A 24,004-nucleotide genomic window follows, 5' to 3' on the forward strand; every position below is an offset into this window, starting at 1 on the left:
GCTTGGTACTACGTCTGTAGTCTGTTTTGTCTCTCATAATTCTTCTGGAAACGCAACGACTGCTCGCAAGGCGTCCGCCAAATCTCATGTTTATACGCGCCCTGCTCCGACTCACGTAGCGTCTGGGCCTCAGCGTACGGCGGCGGCATCGAGCGCGCGCTCCGTCGCGCTGCCGTCGGCGCCTCCGGCTCCCGCCGCGCGGGAGTCAGAGGGGACTGAAACCGTGATCGTCACCGGCACCCGTGAGACAGGCAAGAAGGCGCGAGACAGCATTTCCCCGATCGACGTCGTGTCCGCGAAGCAGTTGTCGGAAACAGGCATGCCGACATTGCGCGATGCGCTGACGCAGTTGCTGCCGTCGCTCACCATGCCGACCGGCGGTTTCGACACCGGCGCGCTGACGTCAGCGTTCAGTCTGCGGGGCCTGAGCCCCAACGAGACGCTGGTTCTTGTTGACGGAAAACGCCGCCACACCACAGCGAATATCTATGCCAACGCCGGTCCGCAGCAGGGAAGCACGCCGGTCGACGTTGACATGATTCCATTGGCGGCGATCGACCACGTTGAAATCCTGCGCGACGGCGCGTCGGCGCAGTACGGGTCGGACGCGGTCGCGGGCGTGGTCAATATCATCCTCAAAAAGCAGGATCATGGTTTCCACGCGCAATCCATCACGGGCATCACCGCGGCCAAGGACGGGTTCGAACAGGGACTGTACCTTGACGGCGGCGCCAAGCTGACGGACCGGGGTTATATTCATATCAGCGGCGACTTCGATCATCAGGATCACACGTATCGCAGTGCGCCGGATCTGCGTACGGGCACGAAGATCAACAAGATTCTCGGCCAGCCGGAGCAGACGCGCGAGAGCGTGGCGGTCAATGCGGGCTATCACATCCTTGACGATCTCGAGGCGTATGTCGTCGCGACTTACGCCCATCGCCATGCGGAATCGTTCCAGAATTACCGGACGGCGGCGTCTCTTGCAAAATACCCAGCATATGCGGCGATCTATCCGGATGGATATTCGCCGATCGAGACGTTGGACGAGAACGATTGGGAAGTTACAGCCGGACTGCGCGGCGAGATCGACAAGTGGCATTGGGATCTGTCGTCGGTTTACGGACGCGATTACGATGATGTCGGCCTGAACAACTCCGCCAATCTGTCGCTGTCGACGGCTACAGGCCGCACGCCCCGGAATTTCGACGTGCAGGGCTTCACCAATGAGATGTGGAGCAACACGTTCGATATTTCGAAGTCATTACGCACGCGCTTCTGGCCGCACGCCATCAACGTCGCGGGTGGAGCGACCTATCGCTATGAAAGCTATGCGATCGGAACGGGGTCTCCGGATTCGACCTATGGCAGTGGTTCCGATGCGCTGGCAGGAACGGTCGCGGGTAATGCGGGGCATTACAACCGCGACGTGGTTGGCGGCTACCTCGACGTCGCCACGCATCTGACGCGCAATATCCAGCTCGATCTCGCCGGTCGATACGAACACTACACCGATGTCGGCGACACCGAGACGGGAAAGGCGGCCCTGCGATATGACCCGACGCCGTGGCTGGGTTTCCGCGCCACGATCTCGAACGGTTTCCATGCGCCGACTCTGGCGCAGGAATATTACAGCGCGGTCTCTCTTTCCCCGACGGCGGCGAACGGCATCATCGGCGCAAGCTCGCCGGGAGCGCTGGCCAACGGGGCGTCGCGCCTGAAGCCTGAGCGCTCTACGAACGCGTCAGGCGGCGTGGTCATCACGCCTGCGAAAAACCTGCACCTGACTGTCGACGTCTATCAGATCAACCTGCGCGACCAGATTCTGCCGGGCGGAAACGTCTATGGCGCGCAGGCGTTGCAGGCTCTGGAGATGAACGGCTTTACCCTGCCGGACGCGGCGTCGACATGGGGCAATGCGCTGTCCACGCACTGGTTCGCCAACGTGGCCAGCACCCGCACGCAGGGGCTGGATCTGACCGCCACCTATATGAGCAGGCTTGGCGAGGTTGGGCGCATCGACTGGGATGTTGCGATCAATCTCAACCGTACGCGCCTGACGCATGAGGGTGTGTCCGCGTCCGGCCAGTCGTTGTTGACGGCGCAGAGCGTCGCCTACATCACCACAGCGTATCCGCGAAGCAAGATGATCTGGGGCGGTCGTTTCACGAGCGCGGACGGAAAGTGGTCCGTCGGCGTGCATGAAATACGTTGGGGGCAGACGACGTCCGAACTCAGCGTCTATTCCGGCGCGACGAACAGCAGCGTCGCGAATGCCTATAATTTCCTGCAATTCCACAACACGCCGAAATTCGTCACGAATCTCGAAATTACTTACCGCGTCACGCCGAAACTTGCCTTCACTCTGGGGGCGAACAATCTGTTCGACGCGCGGCCTTCTCGGGTGCCGGACGGCAACCGCTACCTCGGCGTTCCGCAGTACTACATGAGCACGTCGCAACTTGGCATGAATGGCGGGTTCTATTACCTCAAGGCCAATCTCAGCCTGTAACGTTACGGCCGCTCCGGATCGCGTCCCCGCCGCAGAACCAGAGCGGCGGGACGCTTTTAGTTAATCCACAGATCAGAACTTTGTAGTCACTGTCAGCCGGGTTGAGATGGGTTCGATCGCATGCCCGGTGGCTCCGGTCGACTCCGATGGGGTTGGCGTGAGCCGATAGTCGTAGGCGTATTGCGCCGCGTATCCGTGGTTATTGAACATGTTGAATATGCTGAGTTCAGCGTTGAAATACCGCGTGAAGCGATATCCGACGTTCATGTTCACTTCCTGATATCCTTTCGAGCGCAGCAAGTTGTCCTCGATCAGGGCGTATCCGCCGAGCCATCGGACCTGCAGCCCGCCATACCAGGGGCCGTGGGTGTCGACGATGGCCCCGAACGACCAGACGAAATCGGGGGCGTTCGTCACATACAGGCCGGGGATGCCGTATTCGGCCGGATCGTGCGTGCGATAGCGCGCTTTCGCGAAAGACAGGTCGGTATTGAACTCAAGCCAGTACCAGGGATTGTACTGCGCGGAAAGCTCCACGCCCTGACGCCTGCTCGCCGGGCCGGGGGAGTTGACCCCTGCGTCCCCGTCATATGTCAGCTCTGAATCGAAATCGATGATGAACGCCGCGGCCTGCACGTTGAGATGCGGCGCCAGCGTGGTCCTGACACCGACTTCTCCGCTGGTCGCTGCGGTCATGATAGGGACATGGACAGATCCGGTCGCAAATTTTCCCACGGAGTAAGATCCGACGACGGAGCGGAAGTCGTTGGAGTGATAACCGCGTCCGGCGCTGAGGTAGAGTTCGGTCTTTCTCCATGGACCGAAAATCAGGCTGCCTTTCGGTTGAAAGAGAAACTGGCGCCGCCGGGTGTGGCTCCCGTCAACAAGATTGTCGTCCGACCCGGCCTGATAATCCTCGCGCAAGCCGATGACAGTGCGAAACCATGGTAGCCAATGCGTGGTGTTCTGAACGAAGATCGCGGCTGAGCCGATGTTGATATTGTCTGCGTTGCAACGATATTCGTCGGAATCGTCCAGACTGCCGGGACAGTCCTTCAGCGTGACGCGATCACGCGTGTGTCGTCGATCGACATAGAGAATGTCGTATCGTCCCTGTACGCCAACCTGCGTTTCCGTGCGAAAGCCGCCGATGACGTCATGCCTTGAATAAGTGCTGGTCCCGCCAAGGGTCGTGCGCGTTTCGTCCTGCGAATGCTGGTCGCCGTTGACCGGATCGTCGAGATAATGGGTGAAGTTGTTCCATAACGTCAGCCTGTCATGTGAAACGAAGGCGCTTGTGATCCACCGCCAGTTGGAGGCGGACAGACGGTAGTGCCCGGACAGGCTGTAGCGTTCGGAGAAACCGCCATCGGTCGGGTCCAGCGAACCATATTTGCCGATCATTCCGTCCTGCATGGCCTCCAGCGGCTGATCATTGGTCGCCCGCCATTGGCCACGATAAAACATTGCGGTCACATCGAAACCGTTCGCGGCGTCTCCGTGCGTATAGCGTGAGGTCGCCTTGATGCTGCGCGCGTTGTCCGGGTAGCGCCACGGACCGTCGGAGTGCGAGACGGCGAACGCGCCGAGCCAGCGGTCGCCGTTTTGCATGTGCGCCGTGCCGCCGATATAGGCCCGGTAATCGCCAAGCGTGCCGGCGCTGAGGGATATCTGGCGGGGGATATCGCCCGCCAGACGCATGTGGTCCGACCCCGCCACGCCGAAATCGCCGATCGCGGCGTGAAAAGGCCCCTTGGTGTAATCGACGCTCTCCAGCAGTTCCGGCATCAGGAAATTAAGATCCGTGTATCCTTGTCCGTGCGCGTTGGTCGCGCCGTTGATTGGGATGTCGTCTACGAAACTCGCCAGATCGGTTCCGTGATCGAGATTGAAGCCACGCAGTAGAAACTGGTTCGCCTTGCCCTCCCCAGAGTGGCTGGTGACGACGAGGCCCGGAATGGCCTCCAGTATCTGTCCCACACGATAGATCGGGCGCAGGTGCAATTCCTTGGAGGTCAGCGACCCTTCGCTGGCGGTCCCGGCTCGTCCGAGAAGGTCGCGTCGAGACGCCGTGACCTGAATGCTCTCCGCATGACTCCCTGTTGCCGACTGTGCCGGGGATCGCGCGTCGCCGGAGATTTTCGCGGAAACGGCCTCGTCATCATGCCGGGTTTTTGCGTGCGCCGCCTTTCTGTCGCTGTCCTGCGACGCTGGTGACGCGGCTGAGGCGGAAAATGAGGGCGCGGCGAACGACGTGACGATCGCCGCAGCGGCGACGGGCAGACGTCGTGGCGAGGATGAGTGGCGTATGCGGCCGAGTGAAATTCGCGGCGGGGTGTTGGGGGGCATGGAAGTCCTGACGACGCGGAAACATGGTTTCCGCGAATCTTCTCCCGCCCGGACGTCGTCCTCGGCGGACGTGCGGCGCCGTTAAGTCGGCGCTTTGCGGAGCCGGGCGGGAAAAGTCGATGAAGTGCATGCGGCAGCGCCGTTCGGCGCGCGACGACCGTTCACCCTGTCAGCGTCCGGCGGCCGGGATGATTGTCCAGCCTCGCCGGGGAGCGGAGGAACAAACGACGTGCCTGGTCTGCGGGCGGCTTGCTGCGGCTCAACGTGATCGGAAGAGCGCGGCTATGGCTCCGTCCGGTAGCGGAGAAGCCTGGGGCGCGTCAGGCGCGGAGATGTCGACGTCATCGTCTGTCTTTCGATACGCTGGCCAACCCCGACCGGCTTTCGGTTGATCGCGACGATGGCAGGTCTCCTGACTCGCGGGTCATAGACGTCCGTTCGACCTTCCCGGCCCGGCAGGACCAGTGGCTCGTCCCCGAAAGGGCGACATGAACGGCGTCTCTCCGCCAACAGTTGCGGGGGCAGTCGCCGACTTGCCTGCGGATCGTAGTCCGCAAAGGCGCACGGCGTTCCCTTTTCATCCGTTCGCACGGAACCATCGACAAGGGTGTCTATAATCGGGGTCAGGCTTCGCCAGCAATATGAAAGCGCTGCCAGTTCGATGCGCGTAATTGTTGACAGGGAAGGGGGGGCGATTAAATGTGCGGACATGCATCAGGGGAAGTCGGTGAAAATCCGACGCGGTCGCGCCACTGTAACCGCCGCCACATCCTCGGCGGCGGAAGCCGGACCCTCTGTCACTTTTTTATCGTCCCAACACGGAACGCGCCTTTCCGAGCGGAGCAGGTCATGAGCCACAGTCTTTCCTCGTCCATTCCCGGTTTCGCTCCGGCGCCCGCCGCTATCCCGGTCCGCGCCGTCCTGCCATGGGCTGCGTTCGGCGTGGTTCTCGCTCTGGCGCTGCTTTATTTCGTGGGCGCGGAGCAGGGCGCGACGTCGCTGATTTCCGGTCATGCGGTGCATGAGTTCGTTCATGACGGGCGTCACCTTCTGGGCTTCCCCTGCCACTGACGGCGGGTCGTCTCTCATGGCTGGTCGTCTTCTCGCTCGCGGCATGGTTGCGGGCGTTATCGCCGCTTGTCTCGCTTTCCTGTTCGCCCGGATTTTCGGCGAGCCTCAGGTCAATCTGGCCATAGCGTTCGAAGCCGCGCAGGACGCGACCGCCGGCATGGCGCCGGAGCCGGAACTCGTCAGTCGCGCGGTGCAGGCGACATTCGGCCTGCTTGTCGCTTCGCTGATGTATGGCGCTGCGTATGGCGGAATTTACGCCGTCGTCTTCGCGTTCGCCTATGGGCGGATGGGACGGATATCGCCGCGCGCACTCGCCCTGCTGCTTGCCGGGGCGGGTTTTCTCACGTTCGTGCTGATCCCCGGGCTGAAATATCCGCCTAACCCCCCGGGCATTGGACATCCTGACACGATACAACTGCGAACCGCGACCTATTTCGAGGTGATCGCTCTGTCCGTGTGCGTGATGGCGATCGCCATCCTTGTGGGGCGGCGTCTGGCTCTGCGGCTTGGCGCATGGAACGCGACGTTGTGCGGCGTCGGGCTGTTCGTGGTCTTGACGGCGCTCATGCAGGCGACGGCGCCGGACATCAACGAAGTGCCGGCGAATTTTCCCGCCGTCGTGCTTTGGCGATTTCGGGAAGCCGCCATCGGCATGCAGATCGTCCTGTGGAGCGCGCTCGGGCTGATCTTCGGGCCTCTCGCCGCCGCCGTGCTTGCTCCGAAAACGGGCGGTCGGCGTCTGGCGCGTTGATCGCCGGGAGCGTCAGGCCTCCTCAAGCCAGAAGCGCGCCCATGCTTGCGACCCGCCAATGTGTGTGGCGGGTCATGACGCTAAGGCTCGACGGAGGAATATCGAGGCGCGCCGCCATCTCCACGCCGCCGCCGAGAGCGTGGATCAACAACGCTTTTACAACCGATGGCTGCGCCACAACGACAAGATCCACGCCTGTATGAGGCGCTTCGTCCAGCCACGCTGCGGCGCGCATGAAAGCGCCGCGGGCGGTTTCTCCTTCTGGCGGGGCGAAGTCCGGGTCGGCTATCCACCGTGACAGATCGTCGGGGGGGAGGTCCCGCAAGTTTTTCCCGTGCCACTGGCCATGATCCCGGTCGGACAGCGCCAGCCTCCTGAAGATTTGGTGAGTTGGGGGCGGTGAGTCGATCAAATTTATGTCGCGGCCGACGAATATTACGCTGTCGCCGGGGACGCGGCGTAACCACGCGCGTGTGCCGGAGGCAAGGGCGGGGGCTGCATCACGCGCCGGAATGCAGCCCTTTTTTACGCCGTCGGGAGGACTGGACGTAAGCATAAATATTTTCATTTCGTCACGCTTTCGCCGTACAATTTTCAAAGTGATTTATAATTCTGTGTTTCCTTTGGTGTAGCGGCGCGATGGACAGCATTTATAGCCGGACCGACGTGGTTGCGAGCAGTGGGAGGAAGGCTGGGGCATATGCTGTTTCGTGCGAATTTTCGACGGCCAATAGGGTTGGAGCGGCAGGACGCTCTGTTCGATTTTGCAGGTCAATATGGCCTCTGGTCGTGAAATTGCCATGTTTTCCATGGCCGGGCATAATATTGAAGACGATTGAGATCTAATAACGACAATAGGTGACGGGAGCATTTATGGAACATCAGGTTAATTCGCTGTGGACACAGCTCAATGGCTGGCTGCCTACGGTTCTGGGGTATGTCGGGCAGGTCGTGCTTGCGGTTATCGTGTTTCTTGTCGGCTGGACCATCATAAATATGGTGACCCGCGCGATGGGGCGGATGATGGCGGCGAGCCATATCGAGCCGACCCTGCGCGGATTTTTGCTTAGCGTCGTCAGCCTGTTCCTCAAGGCGTTGCTGCTGATCAGCGTCGCCTCGATGGTGGGCATCGCCACGACCTCATTTGTCGCCGTGCTCGGCGCAGCCGGTCTGGCCGTCGGTATGGCGTTGCAGGGAAGCCTCGCGAATTTCGCAGGCGGCGTCCTGATTCTTCTCTTCCGGCCCTTCAAGGTGGGGGACACCATTAACTCGGGCGGCAGCTCTGGCGTGGTGGTCTCGATCGAAATGTTTCGCACCGTGCTGCGCAGCGCGAGTAACGAGATCATTTATGTGCCGAACGGCGCCTTATCGAACAATGTGGTGGTGAACACATCGCAAGAAGACAAGGTGCTTGCGACGGTCACCCTGCTGATCGACTATGCGGATGACACCGACAAGGCGCGGGCCATGCTGCTCGCGCTGCTGCAGGGGGACGCATTGGTTCTGGATTCACCTGTGCCGGCTGTGTCCTTCCTGCCGCAACCAGCCAATATCTCTGTGGGGCTTGGTTTTTGGTGCGCGCCGGCGAATGTCGCCCCGTTGGTCGGAAAATATTCCGAAGCTGCGATCAAGGCCCTCAAGCAGGAAGGCTTTCGTCTGGGCGTCAACACCCGCGCCGCAGAATAAGCTTTTTGACAGCCCGTCCGTGTCTTGCGGACGGGAAGGGCGCGAGGCGAACGGCTCCAGAAGAGCGCTCTGCGTCAGGCTCCTTGGTGCGTGATTCGTGATTGCCGGGCGGGGCGTGATGCGTGCGGGCGTCATTGGCAGTATAAAACAGACCGCTTGGCAACCGCGCATGAGAGTCTGACTCGTGGACTGGCGGATGCAGCGTTCCGATTTCGGAGGAAAATCCCGATGAAGCTGAACGTGCGGATTGGACGTTCGCCGTGTTCGTTGGAGCGTGAAAAAAAATCGTTATTTTGCGCGTTGCGTGCAGGGGCGACGAGTCTGGGTGATTTTCTGGTATAATTTTGAAAAAATTCTTATGAAGAAAGATTTTTTCGCTTTAAGCTGCGTGTTCACGCCACAGGTGGAGCGCGTGCTCCAGCCGCGCCCAGGCCTCATCCCCGTCAGGAAGGCCAACGCGTAGAACGTTGGCTCTGCCGTCGAAAAATCTGGTCACGATTCCTTGTCGGCAAAAATGCAGCCAGACTTTCATGGCGTGTTCGGTTTCCACCAGCGTGAACAGGCTGCTGTCGCCCTTGCTGTCGAAGCCGGCATTGCGCAGTATTCCATCAAGCCGTGCGCGCGCGCGGCGAGCCGTCAGGCGTGCGCGCTCCAGCCAGTCAGTGTCTAGTAACGCCTGCCGCCCGGCAGCGATGGCGAGGCCACTGACGGGCCATGAGCCAAACATGTCGCGCGTGCGCTGAGCTATAGGTTCCGCTGAGATGAGAAACCCCAGACGCACGCCCGGCAGGCCATAGGTTTTGCCAAATGACCGTAGAACGACAAGGCCGGGATGCGGCAGGGCGTTCGCTACGCTCTCCCCCTCGAAGTCGGCGAACGCTTCGTCTACGACAAGATAATTTCCGTAAGTCGCGCAACGACTGGCAAGAGCGACAAGCATTTCCGCCGAGAAGCTGCGTCCGTCGGGATTGTTCGGGTTGCAGACAACGCAAATCGCGCCGGGTTGCGACGCTTGTGATTCAAGGCCGAAAAAATTGGAAAATTTACTGACAGGGACGCCTGCTTGCAGCCATGCCGTTTCATGACCCGAATATGTCGGCCCGAGAATGTACGCCCGGTTAGCATTCAAAATACGTGGCAAAAGGGAAATAAGGCTCTGGCTGCCGGGGCCACTTGCGACCATGGAAGGGTCGGAGACGCCATAAGCCGCCGCCGCCGCTGCGCGCAGATCGTCCTCTTCGTCCTGTTCCGGCAAGCGGGTCAGGCTGGCAGGCGATGGCATGGTCAAGGGATAGGCGTTCGGATTGACGCCCGTCGACAGGTCAATAAAAGGGCGCTGCGCCTCAGGGAAGTGACGCATGATCGCCTTGACCTGCCCGCCGTGAGCGGGAAGGGGAGGAAACTGTTCTCGGGTTTCAGTTCGGCTGGATGCTTCCTTCCTGGAGCTGGATGTATCTTCCGTCATGGGATCACGGCCTCGCCGTCGTCTTTGTTTGCGGCGCGGCGAAGCAGATAGATATCCATGATCCAGCCATGCTCCGCCCGTGCGGCGGCGCGGGCGGCGGCGATGCGCGGCCCTGTTTGTAAAAGCGGCCCGGAGAGCAGGATCTGTTCTGGCATCCCCACATACGCGCCCCAGTATATAACGATGCCTTCCGGCGCGAGATGTCGGAACGAACACTCCCCGTCCAGCATCACGACCACCGTATTGGCGCCCTGCGGCCAGCCATGGTCGCGCAGCTGACGCCCGGTCGTCACCAGAAACGGCGCGCCGATTTCATTCATGGCGACGCCATGAGCGGCGGCGAGCATGTTCGGAGACATGATTCCGGGAATGCTGCGCACGATCGGTTTCGGCGTCAGCCGGGCTGCGATACGTAGCGAACTGTCATACAGCGCGGGGTCTCCCCAGACGAGCAGCGCAGCTTTCCCGCCTGTCGGCAGGTTTCGCCCGATGGCGTCGCTCCATGCTTCGGCGATGGCGTCGTGCCAGCTATCGACCCCCCGGCGATAATCCGGGGCGCTTGCGTCGCGTCGCGGCATGTCGAACTCGACGATGCGGACGGCAGGGTTCGTCAGAACCTGCGCGCAGATAGTCCGACGCAGATCGGCGAGGTCGGTCTTGTCCTCTCCCTTGCGCGGTATCAGGATCAGATCTGCGGCGTTGAGTTCGCGCACGGCCTGTAGCGTCAGATGTTCCGGATTCCCCGTGCCGACGCCAACGAGAATCAGCTCAAGCATGCAGCGCGTCCTTTCCGCTCGCTGGCGCGATCAGATGGAAGAACGTGCCGCTCGCGAGCCCCCGTCGCGATCCGGTTTCCGGCACGTCGGCGCCGTCGGCGTTGACCGTTCGCGCAAGCGGATCGTCGGGCTGTTTGAGGATCGTGGCGTAATGAAATTCATGCCCGCGCAGTTTTCGTCCGGCGTCGTAGCCCGGTATTGGCGAAAGAAGCGTGGCCAGACGGTAGCCGAGATGCATTCTCCGTTTGGCGAAGGACGTCTCCAGCCCAAGCAAGCCGGCCATCTCGTGCCGGACGCCAGCGGCGTCGATCAGGCCCGCGCCCATCGCCATGTATCCCCCGCACTCGCCATGCGTCGGTCGGGTTTGTGCGAAGCGGCGCAGCCCGTCACGAAAATTGTTGGCGGCGGCGAGTTTTCCCGCGTGGAGTTCCGGGTAGCCGCCGGGCAGCCAGCAGGCGTCAGCGCCCTCTGCGGGCGCTTCGTCGGCGAGCGGCGAAAAAGGAAGAATCTCCGCACCGGCCGCGCGCCACCCCTCCAGAAGATGTGGGTAGACGAACGAAAAAGCTGCGTCGCGGGCCAGCGCCACGCGCTGTCCGGGCGGCGTCAGCGGGACCGGCGTCGCGCCACGCCCGAACGCGCCATCAGCCAGCGTCATCAGGCGATCAAGATCGACATGCTCGGCGACGAACGCGCCGAGTTCCTCCAGCAACGCGGCCAGTCCCGGCTGTTCCTCCGCCTGAACGAGGCCGAGATGCCGCTCGGGCAGAGCGACGGTCTCCCGGCGGGGCAGGGCGCCGAGCACACGAAACCCGGTGGCCTCCATCCCTGCGCGGATCAGCCTTTCGTGACGCGGGCTGGCCACCCGGTTGAGAATCACTCCAGCCATGCGCACGCGGGGCGACAGGGTGGCGAACCCGTGTGCGACGGCGGCGGCCGACTGGGCCTGCCCCGACACATCGAGGACCAGCACGAACGGCCATCCGGTGAGAGCCGCGAGATCGGCGCTTGCCCCGTTCCCGGCTTCTCCGGTCGAAGCGACGCCGTCGAACAGCCCCATCGAGCCTTCCGCCAGAATCAGGTCAGCGTCCGACCTGCCGCCGATCAGCCCCGCAATTCGTTCCGTCGACATGGCCCAGGTGTCGAGGTTGACCGACACGCGCCCCGATGCGGCGCTATGGAACGCGGGGTCGATGTAGTCCGGTCCATTTTTGAAGGGCTGCGCCGCCACCCCGTGCGCCCTCAGGGCCGCGAGCAGCCCCAGCGTCACCATGGTCTTTCCTGCGCCCGAGGACGGCGCGGTGACGATCAGGCCGGGCGCGCTCATTCGCCCTCCGGGAAGCGTGGCGCTGCACCGACGGGTCGGAAGCGGCGGTCGTAATCTCCTGCGTACAGGCGGCTCTCTTCGAAATCAGTCGCGCCGATCGCGCGCCCGACAAGGATCAGCGCCGTTCGTTCCAGCTCTCCGCCCAGCGCCGTCTCCAGTGCGCCCAGAGTGGCGTGGACGATGCGTTCATCCGGCCAGCTTGCGCGCCATACGACGGCCACCGGGCAGTCCGCGCCGTAATGCGGGAGCAGTTCCGCGACGACGCGATCCAGCACATGAACCGACAGATGAACCGCCAGCGTGGCGCCCGTGACTGCGAACGCCGACAGCGTTTCGCCCGGCGGCATGGCCGTCGCGCGGCCCGACATCCGTGTCAGCACCACGGACTGGGCCACGCCGGGCAAGGTGAGTTCGGCGCCAAGCGCGGCTGCTGCTGCTGCGAAGGACGGCACGCCCGGCGTTACGTCATACGGAACGCCCAGCGCACGCAGGCGGCGCAGTTGCTCGCCCATGGCCGACCAGACCGACAGATCGCCCGAATGCAGACGTGCGACGTCCTGCCCGGCGGCGTGCGCCGCCGCCATCTCGGCGACGATCTCGTCCAGCGAAAGGGGCGCAGTGTTGATGATGCGCGCGCTCGGCGGACAGTGATCGAGCAACGCCGTCGGAACCAGAGACCCTGCGTAGAGGCAGACCGGGCTGGCGGCGATGAGGTCTCGCCCGCGCAGCGTGATAAGGTCCGCGGCGCCCGGCCCGGCGCCGATGAAATGAACGGTCATGGGCCTGTCGCCTCGGTCCTTTCGGCGATCGCTGCAGTCGCCATCCTGTCAAAAGATACGGCGCGCGGGGTCAGCAGACGCGAACCCGCGCCTGCGGCGCTGAGCGCTACGGCTTCGGCGATGCTGCCGGTCCCGAAATCAGCCATGATCCGTTCGGAGCGCGTCAGAGTGACGATGCGCGCTGCAGCGTCGGCGGATACGGCGGCGACCGGAAGGCCCAGTTCTTTCGCCAGCGCCAGAAATGCCGGTGCGTTGGCTTTCTCCTCCAGCGTCGCCAGCGCGGCCAGTCCCTCCGCTCCGCCAGCCGCCGCCAGCGCCTCGCGCAGCGACGCCAGTTCCGCCGCGCGACGGAAGCCGAAGCCTGCGACCTTCATCGCGTGACGCTCCATTGGGTCACGGGCCTTGCCGGGCGCCAGCCGCGCATCGACCCGAGCGGCGCCGCGACGGACAGTTCGATGCGCAGCAATTCGCCGCCCTTGCGTCCGTGCCAGAGGGTCAGCAGCGCCTCCGTCTCCAGCGTCACCGCGTTTGCGACGATGCGGGCGCCTACGGGCAGACGCTCCCACAACGCGGTCAGCAGGACCTCGTCCGCGCCGCCGCCGATGAACGCGGCGTTTGGTTCAGGCAGATTCGCAAATGCGGCAGGCGCCGGGCCATCCACTACGTGCAGCAGGTGATCAACCCCGAACTCGCGCGCATTGGCCTGTATTGTCGCGGCCCGATCCATTCGCGTCTCTATCGCGACGGCGCGACCTCCAGACAGGCACCATTCGATGGAAATCGATCCGGAGCCTGCGCCTATATCCCAAAGCAATTCGCCGGGCCGTGGGGCGAGGGCCGAAAGGGTCAAGGCGCGAACGGGGCGTTTGGTGATCTGCCCGTCATGGCTGAAGCATTCGTCGGGCAGCCCTGATGCGCGGGCCAGCCCGCTCCGGCCCACGAACTCGATGGCTGCTGCGACGGGTGTGGCGATGTTGGCCAACGAAAAACTTTCCGCGCAGGCGCTGCGGATCCGCTCGCGCGCACCGCCCAGAGCCTCCATGACGTGCAGGGTCGAGGCGCCGAAACCGCGTTCGCTCAACCATCCGGCCAGGGCCACGACGGCGGGACCGTCACGCATAAGGCAGATCGCGCGCGCGCCGTCGCTCAACGCGGGCAGCAGCCGTTCGAACGGAGCGGCGTGCAGACCGAAGCAGGAGGTTTTTTCCAGACTCCAGCCAAGGCTGCTGGCGGCGAGGGAAAATGTGGACGGGGCCGGGTGCGCGATCCATTCGTCCGGATCGAGCCGCTCGGCAAGGCTGGCGCCGGCGCCGAACCAGAACGGATCGCCGGAAGCAAGCACAACGACTGCCCGCCCACGTTCGGCCAGAACGGGTGCGACGGAGAATGGAACCGGCCACGGGCGTCCGCGCTCCCCCGCATTTACCAGCGCGAGGTGACGGGGGCCACCGAAAATCACCGCGGCCCGGTCAAGTTCGGCATGGCGCGTAGCGGATAAACCTGCCATCCCGTCCTCACCAACGCCGATGATCACAAGCCAGGGCGCAGGGGCGCTCCGGCTCCCCGTTTCGCACCCCGGCTTGGGTTCAGGAGCAATTTCAGTCCGGAGGTCAGCCATGACCCGCGTCCTTCTTCTCGGCGGCACGACCGAAGCCAGTCAAATGGCGCGCACTCTGGAGTCGGCTGGCGTGGACGCGACCTTTTCCTACGCAGGTAGAACGGCGGCGCCGCTCGCCCAGCCGCTGCCGACGCGGATCGGCGGCTTCGGCGGCGCGGACGGGCTTGCGGAGTATTTGCGCGAACAGGGCATAAGCCACGTCATAGACGCCACCCATCCCTTTGCGGTCCAGATGAGCCGCAACGCGGTGGAGGCGTGCACCGCCGCCCATGTGCCTTTGCTGGCGTTCGAGAGAGCGCCATGGACGTCGGGCGAAGGCGACGACTGGCGCATGGTCGCTGACGTTCCGGGCGCGGCCGAAGCGTTGCCGGAAACGCCGTCGCGGATTTTTCTGGCCATAGGCAGACAGTTTCTTGACGTCTTTGCAGCCCGCCCGGAGCACGATTACCTGCTGCGGCTGGTCGATCCCCCCGAAGTCGCGCTCCCGTTGCCGTGCGCCACGGTCATCGTCGCGCGCGGACCGTTTACAGTGGAAGGCGATCTGGCCGTTATGAAGGCGCACGGCGTCACGCATGTTGTCACGAAAAATGCAGGTGGCGTCGGCGCGCGTGCGAAACTGGACGCCGCGCGCGCGCTTGGCCTGCCGGTGATCGTGATCGACCGGCCCGAAGCGCCGCCTCGTCCGGTGGTCCGCACTACGGAAGACGCAATGGCGTGGCTTGGTCATTCCGCGTGTCTCGGCGTGTAAAGATACGGTCCGACGCGTCGCGTCGCGGCGTTTCCGACCAGCACCACCGTTCGCATGTCGGCCATGTCGGCGTCGGCCTCCATCACAGACATGACGGTGATCCGTTCTTCCGGCGTGGTCACGGCGCGGGCGAAGACGATCAGGCGATCTGGTCCGCATTCTTCTCGTAAAATCTCGAGAACAAGTGCGAACTGATGCGGTCTGGCGGCTGAACGCGGGTTGTAGAGCGCCATGGCGAAGTCCGCCTGCGCGGCGAGGCGAAGCCGCCGTTCGACGGTCGCCCAGGGCTTGAGGTTGTCGGACAGGTTGATCGCGCAGAAATCGTGCCCGAGCGGCGCGCCGACACGCGCGGCGGCGGCGAGCATCGCGGTGACGCCCGGCATGATTTCGATCTGGATGCTTCCGAATGCGGGGTTTTTCTCAAGCGTCTCGAAAACGGCCGACGCCATGGCGAACACGCCGGGATCCCCGGACGAGACGACCACGACACGACGACCGGCCGCCGCCATCTCCAGCGCATGGACGGCTCTGTCCAGCTCAACGCGATTATCCGTCGCGTGCAGCGTCAGTCCCTCGCGCACGGGAATACGCTTAACGTAAGGAATATAACCGACCACGTCGGTCGCTTTTGCAAGAGCCGCCGTGACTTCCGGCGTGATCTGTGCGTCGTTTCCGGGGCCAAGCCCGACGACGGTCAGGACGCCGCTCACGGCGAATCCTCCCTTCCGGGGCGACGGCCTTTTCCATGCGCCAGAACCGTCGCGAAATAGGGGCAGTCGCCATCCTCCGCGTCGACAAGGCGAAGCACTCGCTGGCCGGGCATGGAGCCGCGTTCAACCAGCCACGCGTCCTCCGACCTGCCAGCGGCGGCGAGGGCGCGGCGCACTTTTGGCAGGTTGCGCCCGGTTTTCATCACCACGAGCGCGTCGGCGTCGCGCATGCGCCGTGTCAGTTCGGCTTCGGGCATCGTGCCGGTCAGCACGGTCAGCACGTCGTCGCCCCAGGTGATCGGAATTCCGGTCGCGTTCCAACACCCGGTCATGCCGGGAACGCCGGGGATGACCTCGACAGTCGCGCGGCCTTGCAGGCGCACATGCAGATGCATGAAGGAGCCGTAGAAGAAAGGATCGCCTTCGCACAGGACCACGATGTCCTGCGTCTGCGCGAGCGCGATGAGGCGATCCGTCCAGTCGTCATAGAACGTGGAGAGCGTGTTCCGATATTCGTCGCTGTCGAAAGGAAGTTCCGTGGTGACTGGATATTCCATCGCGTGTTCGACGACATCCGACGCAAGCATGCCTTCGACGATGCGCCGCGCCTGTCCCGCGCGTCCGGCCTTGCGGAAATACGCGATGTGCTCCGCATTGCGTATCAGCCTGTCGGCGCGCACGGTCATCAGCTCCGGATCGCCCGGCCCAAGACCCACGCAGATGATCTTTCCCGCCATGGCCTATTCCTTCCGGCTGGCCAGCGCGTTAATGGCGGCGACTGTAATCGCGGAACCCCCGAGCCTTCCCCTGACGGTCACTGCCGGGGTCGGAGAGGCCTCCATCAGCGCCGCCTTGGACTCCGCCGCGCCGACGAAGCCGACGGGACAGCCGATGATCGCGGCCGGGCGGGGGCAGCCGGGCTCCTCCAGCATGTTGAGCAGGCGGAACAGGGCTGTCGGCGCGTTGCCGATGGCGACGACGGCGCCAGCCAGATGCGGCCGCCACAGCTCCAACGCAGCCGCCGAGCGCGTATCGCCCATCTTTCGCGCCAGAGCGGGCACGCGTTCGTCATGCAGCGTGCAGACGACGTCGTTGCCGGCGGGTAGGCGCGCGCGGGTCACGCCCTCGCTGACCATGCGTGCGTCGCACAGGATCGGCGCGCCCGCTTCCAGCGCGGCGCGCGCGGCCTGGGCCATGCCGGGCGTGAATTCTATATGGCGCTCCAGCCCGACCATCCCGGCGGCGTGAATCATCCGCACGACGACGATCTCCTCCTCCGCGCTGAAGCGCGCGAGGTCGGCCTCCGCGCGGATGGTGGCGAAGGATTGGCGATAGATGGCGGCGCCGTCGGTTTCATAGGAATATGGCATCGGCGCCCCTTGTCAGCGTTTCGGGCGCGGCCTGCAACTGCCGGGACGTCAGAGAGCGTTCGACAGGGGATGAGGCGTCGCCGTTCCGCACAAGACCGAACCCGTCGATTTGCGCCACGAGCGTCACGGACGCAGCGGCGGGATGGGCGCAGCCCTTGGCGCAACCCGAGACATGCAGCGTCTCGCCCGGAGCGATACGTGGCGCCAGCGCGCGCGCCAGAGGCCGCGTGGGCTGCAACGCCTGCGCGCAGCCGGGCGCGCCAACGCAGGCGACGACGCGCAGGAGCAGATCGTCCGCGCAGGTAATGACGCCGTCGATTTCAGGAGCCGTCGTCACGCCTTCCAGCAACACCATGCGCCATGGCGTGACGCGAAGCGGCGCAGTGGCGGCGAGGGCCGAAAGTGTTGCCGCTTCCATCTGCCCGAACGTGAGAGCGACCGTGAAACCGGCTGCGGCCGGGCCGGGAGCCGGGCGCGTGGCGGGACGCTCCATTGTAGCTGCGACTTCGGAGAACATAGGGGGAGGCGTCGCGCCGCTCGCAATATGCGCCGCCATGCGCCCTGCGCCGCCGCTTGCGACGAACCATCGGGCAAGGGCGAGCGCGGCGTCCGCCATCGTCGCGGCTGTGACGCGCGCGCCATGGCTGGCGCCGTCAGCGCGGCACAGAAGCTCGCCCGATTCGTCGCGCTCGATCCGTATGTCGGCGGAGACGTTCCGCAGGACCGGCTGTTCCCCGGCATCCATCGCGAAGCCGAATTTGCCGGGCAGGGAGAGGCCCTCTTCGTCACGCAAAGCGTTGGAAAGGCGGCTGGCCAGTTCCATCGTATCGTCGCCGTCTCGCCAGAACGGAGCTACGACGAGCGAGCGTCGCGCCTCAGCTTCCGGTGTCGGGTCGAGCAGCCCCAGTTCCGCCAGACCGTCGAGCAGGCGCGGCCAGCCTTCCTCGTTAACGCCCCGAAGTTGCAGATTGGCGCGCGTCGACAGATCGAGCAGCCCGTTGCCGTAGCGCGTCGACAAAAGCGCCACGCCCGCCGCCTGCGCCTGCGTCAGGCGACCACAGGGCGGTCGGATACGGACCAGCATCCCGTCGCCGGACCTCATCGGACGCAGCGCGCCCGGACACCAGCCCTTGACCATAGGACGCGAGGGCGTCGTCACGGCGAATCCCGCAGGCTGGCGGCGATGGCGTTGCGGCGCGTGACCCATAGCCCGGCGTCGGCAAGGGCTCGGAACCGATGGCGCAGGGCCGCGAGGGCGGCCGGATTTTCCTGTTCCATGAACGCGACAAGATCATCCCGTCCAAGCGTTGCTTCGTAATAAATGTCGAACAGATGCGCGGGCACGTCGCGCGTCAGGTGAGCGAAGGCGGCGAGGTTGTCGAGCGTGGCCGTGATCTCCGCTGCACCGCGAAAACCGTGACGCATCATGCCGCCTGCCCAGTTCTGATCGCCTGCGCGGGCGCGCACGACGCGCGACAGTTCTTCTCGCAGCGTGCGGGCGCGGGGTGCTTCGGGCCGGGTCGCGTCGATGTGGTACAGCGCGGGCGAGGCACCGCCGAGCATCGCGGCGGCGGCGGCGGGGCCGCCTTCATGCGCGGCGTAATCCTGCGAAAGCAGCAGGTCCGTTTCGGGAAGATCCTGCACATGGGCCATGGCGTCGGCGTTCAGCAGGCGCGCCTCCAGAGCCTCCCGATCCTGCCGTATGTCGCCGTCCACGCCGATCGCCCATTCCGAGGCCCCGAGCCAGGCTTCTCCGGCGTCGTCACGACCGTCGGCGGTGTAATTCTCCGCCGCGTCGCCAAGACCGATCCCGTAATGACCGGGTTTCGGTCCAAAAACGCGTGGTCCACGGATGGCGTAGGGGTTGTCCTCCACCGGCTCGTCCCGCTCCGACAGCGCGGCGGCCGCAGCCTCGAACATTTGCGCGAGGCCGGGAAAGGTGTCGCGGAACAGGCCGGAGACCCGCAGCGTCACGTCGATGCGCGGGCGACCAAGGAGGACCGGAGGCAGGATCTCGAAACCGTTCACCCGCTCCGAACCTGCGTCCCAACGGGGGGCGAGCCCCGCCAGATGCAGCGCCATGGCGAATTCCTCGCCCGCCGTGCGCATGGTCGCCGACCCCCACAGGTCGACGATCAGCCCGCGCGGCCAGTCTCCGTGATCCTGCAGGTGGCGTCTCAACAGTTCCTCCGCGAGCCTGACGCCTTGCGCGTGCGCCACGCGGCTGGGCACGCTGCGCGGATCGACGGCATAGAGATTGCGCCCGGTGGGCAGCACGTCGGCCCGCCCGCGCAGCGGCGATCCGGACGGGCCCGGCGCAACCCGACGCCCCGCAAGGGCCGCCAGCAGCCCCTCGCTCTCGCCCGCCCCCTGTCCGTAGACGTGCAGGCCGTCGCCGAACTGGCTTTCCTTGATATCACAGACAAATCGGTCGATCCGCACGATAGCCTCGGCGGCGCCGGCTTCCTCGGGGACGCCCAGATCCTGCTCGACGCCCGCCGCCCGCGCTTCGGCGCGGATCGCGTCGATCAGCCGCGTGCGCCGCGCCGGGTCCAGTCCTTCGGCGGACGAATATTCGTCGAGCAGTCGCTCCAGCCGCAACATACCTTCAGGAACCGAGGCGGCCCGTTGCGGCGGCGGCATGTGGCCGAGCGTGACGGCGCCGATCCGCCGCTTCGCCTGCGCGGCCTCGCCGGGATCGTTGACGATGAAGGGATAGATCACCGGCAACGCGCCGGTCAGCGCTTCCGGCCAGCACGCGTCGCACAGGGCGACCGCCTTGCCCGGCAGCCATTCCAGCGTGCCGTGCGCGCCGACGTGAACCAGCGCGTTCGGTTCCTGCGTCCTCAGCCAGAGATGGAACGCGACATAGGCGTGGCGCGGCGTTCTGGAGAGGTCGTGGTAGTCGCCGTCACGCTGGCGGGCGTCGCCGCGTTCGGGTTGCAGAGCGATCAGCGCCGCGCCTCGACGCGTTGCAGGAAACCGGAACGCGCCGTCGATGACCGAAGGGTCGGAGGACGGGTCGCCCCATTCGGCTTCGACCGCCTGTCTTAACGCGGACGGCAAGCTGGCGAGCGCTACGCGATAGGACTCCAGAGACCATTCGAACCGCTCGGTCTGCAACGCCTCGACCAAAGGCGTCGCGGAGGGCTCTATGGCGTATCCGGCGTGCGACAGGTCGCCCAGAATTGCGTCGGTCGAGGCGAGTGCGTCCAGCCCTACCGCGTGCGCCATCTGGTCGGGACGCCCGGGATAGGTCGAGAGAACGAGAACCAGACTCCGTTCCGCCGCTGCCGTGACGGCCAGTCTGCGCCATGCGGCCACACGATCTGCGGCCGCTGCGATCCGCGTCGTGTCGGCCCGATGCGTCAGGCGAGAGAACTGAAGCTGGAGATCGCGCTCGTCCGCGGCTTTGAAGCTGACGACGCCAGCGAAAATCCGGCCATCCACTTCAGGCAGAACGACATGCATCGCCAGATCGGCAGGTGACAGCCCGCGCTCGGACACGGCCCAGTCTTCGCGCCGCGCGGTGGACAGCGCGACCTGAAAAACCGGACATTCGGGAGCGTCGAGCGGCGAGGCGCCGTCTTCCCCGCGTGTGGAAAAGGCGGTGGCGTTGATGACGGCGTCGGCGTGCGCGTCGCGCAGCGCGCTCGAGATCCAGCGCGCAGCTTCCGGGGATTTGAGCGACGTTGCGAACAGACCGACCGCGCGAAACCCCCGCGCGCGCATGGCGTGGATCATGGCGTCCACAGGATCTGTGTCGGCCGCCGTCAGATAGGCCCGGTAGAAACTGACCACCGCCAGCGGCTCGGAGCCGTCTGGTGGAGAGGAAATGACGCCTGCGTCCGGATCGTACCAGCCGTAGTCCGGGATCGCTGCAACCGCTTGCGGAGGAGGGGCGGAGAGGCCAGCGGCCTGCGCCAGTTCGGCCAACGCCGCCTGCGCGGCCGTCGCCCCGCCGGTGTCGCACAGGCGGGACAGGCGGCGGAGCGTCGTTTCCGAAATGTTGGAGGCTGCGTTCAGGCGCGGATCGTCCTGCCCGTCGCCCGGCAGCACGGCGAGGGAGATCCTGTTGCGGAGGGCGAGATGCTCCACCTGCGACAGCCCGTATTGCCAGTATCCGACCCCGCCGATCAGGCGGATCAGGATCGCTTTCGCGTGTGACAGCGTGGCGTCGAGGTAGGTGTCAATCGAAAGCGGATGTCGCAACGTCGCCAGATTGGCCAGACGCAACGACGGCAGAGCGCCGTCTGCCGTCCGCCATCCGGCGGCGAAGGCGCCAAGGTCGCTGTCCGAGAACGACAGCACGACGATCTCGGCCGGAGTCTGTCCGAGATCGACCGGCGTTTCCGTCTCTTCCAGACCATGACTTTCCCGGAAGATGACGTGCATCGGGTTACGCTTTCTGTGTGGTCCGGCCCGCCAGCACGGCGCGGATCGCGACGGGATCAATATGATCGTGCTCGGCGATCGCCACCAGCCGCGTCATGCGCGGCGCGGCGCCCCATGGTCGGTCGTACTGTGTCCGAACGCGCTCGCCGACCGCCTGCAGCAGCATACGCATGGGCTTGCCAGCGACGGCCACATATCCTTTCACGCGCAGGATCTGCTGTTCACGGGCGAGAATGCGGACGGCCTCCGCCAGCTCCTCAGGATCGGCGATCTCCGGCAGGTCGATGACGACGCTGTCGAAATCCTCGTGTTCGTGATCGTCATGGCCGTCGTGGTGCGACGGGCGGGCGGCCAGGTCGTCTTCGGCGGCGGCTTCCAGCCCGAGGATGACCTGCGGATCAATGACGCCGTCGTTCATCGCGACGATCGGCAGCGGACGTGGCGCAATCTCCGTGATCGCTGCGCGGGCGCGGGCGAGTTTCTCTGCGTCCACAAGATCAGCCTTGGTCAGCAGCACGATGTCGGCGCAGGCAAGCTGGTCTTCAAACACCTCCGCCAGCGGCGTATCGTGATCGAGGCTGTCGTCGGCCAGCCGCTGAGCCTCCACCGCCGCCGGATCGGGGGCGAAGCGGCCGTCCGCGACGGCTTCCGCGTCCGCCAGCGTCACGACGCCATCTACCGTGATGCGCGAGCGGATGCCCGGCCATTCGAACGCCTTGAGCAGCGGCTTGGGCAGCGCGAGGCCCGAAGTCTCGATCAGGATGTGATCCGGACGTTGCGGCAGCGCCATCAGTCGTTCGACAGTCGGGATGAAGTCGTCGGCAACCGTGCAGCAGATGCAGCCGTTCGCCAGTTCGAGGATGTTTTCCTCGGGGCAGTTCTCGTCTGCGCAGGATTTGAGGATATCCCCGTCCACCCCGAGCGTGCCGAATTCGTTCACCAGCACGGCGAGCCTGCGGCCCTGCGGATTGGTCATCAGGTGACGGATGAGCGTGGTTTTCCCCGCCCCGAGAAAGCCGGTGACGATGGTGACCGGAATTTTTTCGAGCGTCGTCGCCGGCGTCGATGCGGACATGTCAGTTCTCCTGCGGGGGAATGCGGGCAAGGCTCTGCTTGCGGAAAATCACGGGGCGTTCGCGCCAGGGCACGATGCCGTCAGCGGTCGTGGCATAGGCTGCAGCGCCACTCAGGATGTCGGGGGCGTCGGTTTCGGTCAGGCGGCCGTAGACGTAGCTCCATCGTCCCGGCCCGGCGAGCGCCACGGCGCAACCGTTGCTGCAGGCCGAAAGGCATTCAGTGGGGATTATGGTCACGCCGTCCGGCGCGTCCGCCGCGGTCAGGGCGGCGTGCAGGCGCGTGCCCGGTACGGGCTGGCCTTCCACAACCGGCTCTCCGGCGCGGCAGGTCGTGCAGACGTAGAGCTTCGCGTTCATGTCCCGGCCTTGTCTTGCGGCCGGGAAAGGCGTGCGCGGCCGCGCCCGCGCCACAATGCGGCGGCGAGGGACGTTCAGCCGGTCACAGCGCACCCCGGCTGTCCGTTGTATCGTCGCTGGCAGGTCTCCCGGCTTGCGGATTCAGGGTCTCCCCAATGATCGGGCGGCCTTCCCGACTGTCGTCAGTGGCTGTGCGCGATCTTTCCGGTCACGGTCGCGGGGGCGGCTGCGCTTCAGACGTCGTCCTGTCGCATTCCCTCTTCGCCTCTCGATAGATGTGTCTATAGAGCGGAACCAAGCAATTTTGCTGTTGGGGCAATGCGCCTGGCATGTCAAGCGTTCGCATCTCAGGGATTGGAGCCGGGCATGACCACCGATATTGATCACGATGACAATGGTCAGGACGATAATGCGCGCCACGCCGAGAAGATGGCGAAGAGGAAAGCGTCTCGCGACAGGATCATGGCGACCAAGCAGGGCGAGAAAGGTCTGCTGATCGTTCATACCGGGACGGGAAAAGGAAAATCCTCATCCGGTTTCGGGATGATCCTGCGCTGTATAGCCCACGGCATGCCCTGCGCTGTCGTGCAGTTCATCAAGGGCGCCTGGGACACTGGCGAGCGACGGCTGATCGAAGCCAACTTTGCCGATCTGTGCCAGTTCTATGCGATGGGCGAAGGCTTTACCTGGGAGACGCAGGACCGGGAGCGCGACATCGCCGCCGCCCGCAGGGGGTGGGAGAAGGCGAAGGAATTGATCCGCGACCCGCGTATTCAGATGGTGTTGATGGATGAGATCAATATCGCCCTGCGCTACGACTATCTCGACCTTGACGAGGTTCTGACGTTCCTGCGTGAGGAAAAGCCGCCGATGACCCACGTGGTGCTGACAGGACGCAACGCCAAACCCGAGCTGATCGAGATGGCCGATCTGGTGACGGAAATGACGCTGGTGAAACATCCCTTCCGCGCCGGGATCAAGGCGCAGGCGGGCGTTGAATTCTAGGACATTATCCGT

At 64.6% G+C, this 24,004-nt stretch carries 21 protein-coding genes and 3 riboswitches; of the genes, 6 read left to right on the plus strand and 15 right to left on the minus strand.

The genetic code is table 11. The annotated features are described in order from the left end of the window. Positions 1–169 precede the first annotated feature (169 nt). Positions 170–2,512: a TonB-dependent receptor plug domain-containing protein gene (locus tag G442_RS0106325; RefSeq protein ID WP_169720791.1), complete on the plus strand. Its 2,343-nt coding sequence runs from the start codon at positions 170–172 to the stop codon at positions 2,510–2,512. A 72-nt stretch (positions 2,513–2,584) separates the two neighbouring features. Here the strand turns inward: G442_RS0106325 and G442_RS21100 are convergent, their stop codons facing one another. Next, positions 2,585–4,861 (minus strand): TonB-dependent receptor, encoded by a 2,277-nt coding sequence (locus G442_RS21100; RefSeq protein WP_084440397.1) that lies wholly within the window; start codon positions 4,859–4,861, stop codon positions 2,585–2,587. A 385-nt stretch (positions 4,862–5,246) separates the two neighbouring features. Further along, positions 5,247–5,476: riboswitch (cobalamin riboswitch) on the minus strand. 46 nt (positions 5,477–5,522) lie between these two features. Next, positions 5,523–5,674, plus strand: a riboswitch (cobalamin riboswitch). A gap of 36 nt (positions 5,675–5,710) precedes the next feature. Here G442_RS21100 and G442_RS0106340 point away from each other — a divergent pair. Then, a complete protein-coding gene (locus G442_RS0106340; RefSeq protein WP_026397319.1) occupies positions 5,711–5,932 on the plus strand; it encodes a CbtB domain-containing protein in 222 nt (73 codons plus the stop codon). Positions 5,933–5,948: 16 nt separating this feature from the next. After that, complete coding sequence (locus G442_RS0106345) at positions 5,949–6,683, plus strand: CbtA family protein (RefSeq protein WP_026397320.1); 735 nt, start codon at positions 5,949–5,951, stop codon at positions 6,681–6,683. Positions 6,684–6,705: 22 nt separating this feature from the next. Here G442_RS0106345 and G442_RS23865 read toward each other — a convergent pair whose 3' ends face one another. Beyond that, positions 6,706–7,239 carry a histidine phosphatase family protein gene (locus tag G442_RS23865; RefSeq protein WP_170230059.1) on the minus strand — a complete coding sequence of 178 codons (534 nt, stop codon included), beginning with the start codon at positions 7,237–7,239 and terminating at the stop codon, positions 6,706–6,708. A gap of 317 nt (positions 7,240–7,556) precedes the next feature. Here G442_RS23865 and G442_RS0106355 point away from each other — a divergent pair, with 317 nt between their 5' ends. Further along, positions 7,557–8,369, plus strand: coding sequence for a mechanosensitive ion channel family protein (locus tag G442_RS0106355; protein WP_026397321.1), 813 nt, complete (start codon positions 7,557–7,559; stop codon positions 8,367–8,369). 379 nt (positions 8,370–8,748) lie between these two features. Here G442_RS0106355 and cobD read toward each other — a convergent pair whose 3' ends face one another. Genes cobD through cbiE form a run of 6 tightly spaced genes read right to left on the minus strand, consistent with a single transcriptional unit; the run spans position 8,749 to position 14,331 of the window. Then, positions 8,749–9,834: a threonine-phosphate decarboxylase CobD gene (gene cobD / locus G442_RS21110; RefSeq protein WP_084440398.1), complete on the minus strand. Its 1,086-nt coding sequence runs from the start codon at positions 9,832–9,834 to the stop codon at positions 8,749–8,751. Beyond that, a complete protein-coding gene (gene cobF / locus G442_RS0106365) occupies positions 9,831–10,610 on the minus strand; it encodes a precorrin-6A synthase (deacetylating) (RefSeq protein ID WP_026397322.1) in 780 nt (259 codons plus the stop codon). The genes cobD and cobF overlap by 4 nt, the downstream gene beginning before the upstream one ends. After that, the gene (locus tag G442_RS0106370) at positions 10,603–11,934 is read right to left on the minus strand and encodes a cobyrinate a,c-diamide synthase (protein WP_026397323.1); all 1,332 of its coding nucleotides are present in this window, start codon (positions 11,932–11,934) and stop codon (positions 10,603–10,605) included. The genes cobF and G442_RS0106370 overlap by 8 nt, the downstream gene beginning before the upstream one ends. Continuing rightward, positions 11,931–12,713, minus strand: coding sequence for a precorrin-4 C(11)-methyltransferase (gene cobM, locus G442_RS0106375; RefSeq protein WP_026397324.1), 783 nt, complete (start codon positions 12,711–12,713; stop codon positions 11,931–11,933). The genes G442_RS0106370 and cobM overlap by 4 nt, the downstream gene beginning before the upstream one ends. Beyond that, the gene (locus tag G442_RS0106380) at positions 12,710–13,087 is read right to left on the minus strand and encodes a cobalamin biosynthesis protein (RefSeq protein ID WP_026397325.1); all 378 of its coding nucleotides are present in this window, start codon (positions 13,085–13,087) and stop codon (positions 12,710–12,712) included. The genes cobM and G442_RS0106380 overlap by 4 nt, the downstream gene beginning before the upstream one ends. Further along, entirely contained in the window at positions 13,084–14,331 is a 1,248-nt protein-coding gene (gene cbiE, locus G442_RS0106385; protein ID WP_084440399.1) for a precorrin-6y C5,15-methyltransferase (decarboxylating) subunit CbiE, read from the minus strand. The genes G442_RS0106380 and cbiE overlap by 4 nt, the downstream gene beginning before the upstream one ends. Between cbiE and G442_RS0106390 the strand changes: the two genes are divergently transcribed. Further along, complete coding sequence (locus tag G442_RS0106390) at positions 14,330–15,079, plus strand: cobalt-precorrin-6A reductase (RefSeq protein WP_026397327.1); 750 nt, start codon at positions 14,330–14,332, stop codon at positions 15,077–15,079. The two genes, cbiE and G442_RS0106390, sit on opposite strands and share 2 nt — an antisense overlap. On the opposite strand, the gene cobJ is transcribed toward G442_RS0106390, so the two are convergent. Genes cobJ through G442_RS0106425 form a run of 7 tightly spaced genes read right to left on the minus strand, consistent with a single transcriptional unit; the run spans position 15,055 to position 23,080 of the window. Then, positions 15,055–15,789 (minus strand): precorrin-3B C(17)-methyltransferase, encoded by a 735-nt coding sequence (gene cobJ, locus G442_RS0106395; protein ID WP_026397328.1) that lies wholly within the window; start codon positions 15,787–15,789, stop codon positions 15,055–15,057. The genes G442_RS0106390 and cobJ overlap by 25 nt on opposite strands. Further along, entirely contained in the window at positions 15,786–16,526 is a 741-nt protein-coding gene (locus G442_RS0106400; RefSeq protein ID WP_026397329.1) for a precorrin-2 C(20)-methyltransferase, read from the minus strand. The genes cobJ and G442_RS0106400 overlap by 4 nt, the downstream gene beginning before the upstream one ends. 3 nt (positions 16,527–16,529) lie before the next feature. Further along, positions 16,530–17,159: a precorrin-8X methylmutase gene (locus tag G442_RS0106405; protein WP_026397330.1), complete on the minus strand. Its 630-nt coding sequence runs from the start codon at positions 17,157–17,159 to the stop codon at positions 16,530–16,532. Next, positions 17,143–18,318, minus strand: a complete 1,176-nt coding sequence (cobG, locus tag G442_RS0106410; RefSeq protein WP_026397331.1) for a precorrin-3B synthase — start codon at positions 18,316–18,318, stop codon at positions 17,143–17,145. Before cobG ends, G442_RS0106405 begins: the two co-directional genes overlap by 17 nt. After that, on the minus strand, positions 18,315–21,554 hold the full coding sequence (gene cobN, locus G442_RS0106415; RefSeq protein WP_026397332.1) for a cobaltochelatase subunit CobN: 3,240 nt from the start codon (positions 21,552–21,554) through the stop codon (positions 18,315–18,317). Before cobN ends, cobG begins: the two co-directional genes overlap by 4 nt. Before the next feature lie 4 nt (positions 21,555–21,558). Next, on the minus strand, positions 21,559–22,629 hold the full coding sequence (gene cobW / locus G442_RS0106420; protein ID WP_026397333.1) for a cobalamin biosynthesis protein CobW: 1,071 nt from the start codon (positions 22,627–22,629) through the stop codon (positions 21,559–21,561). Position 22,630: 1 nt separating this feature from the next. Beyond that, complete coding sequence (locus G442_RS0106425; RefSeq protein WP_246789347.1) at positions 22,631–23,080, minus strand: DUF1636 family protein; 450 nt, start codon at positions 23,078–23,080, stop codon at positions 22,631–22,633. 8 nt (positions 23,081–23,088) lie between these two features. Then, a riboswitch (cobalamin riboswitch) is annotated at positions 23,089–23,302 on the minus strand. 51 nt (positions 23,303–23,353) lie between these two features. On the opposite strand from G442_RS0106425, the gene cobO reads away from it, so the two are divergent. Beyond that, entirely contained in the window at positions 23,354–23,992 is a 639-nt protein-coding gene (gene cobO, locus G442_RS0106430) for a cob(I)yrinic acid a,c-diamide adenosyltransferase (protein ID WP_035376298.1), read from the plus strand. Positions 23,993–24,004: the final 12 nt, after the last annotated feature.

The organism is Acetobacter nitrogenifigens DSM 23921 = NBRC 105050, from assembly GCF_000429165.1.
GTDB lineage: Bacteria > Pseudomonadota > Alphaproteobacteria > Acetobacterales > Acetobacteraceae > Acetobacter > Acetobacter nitrogenifigens.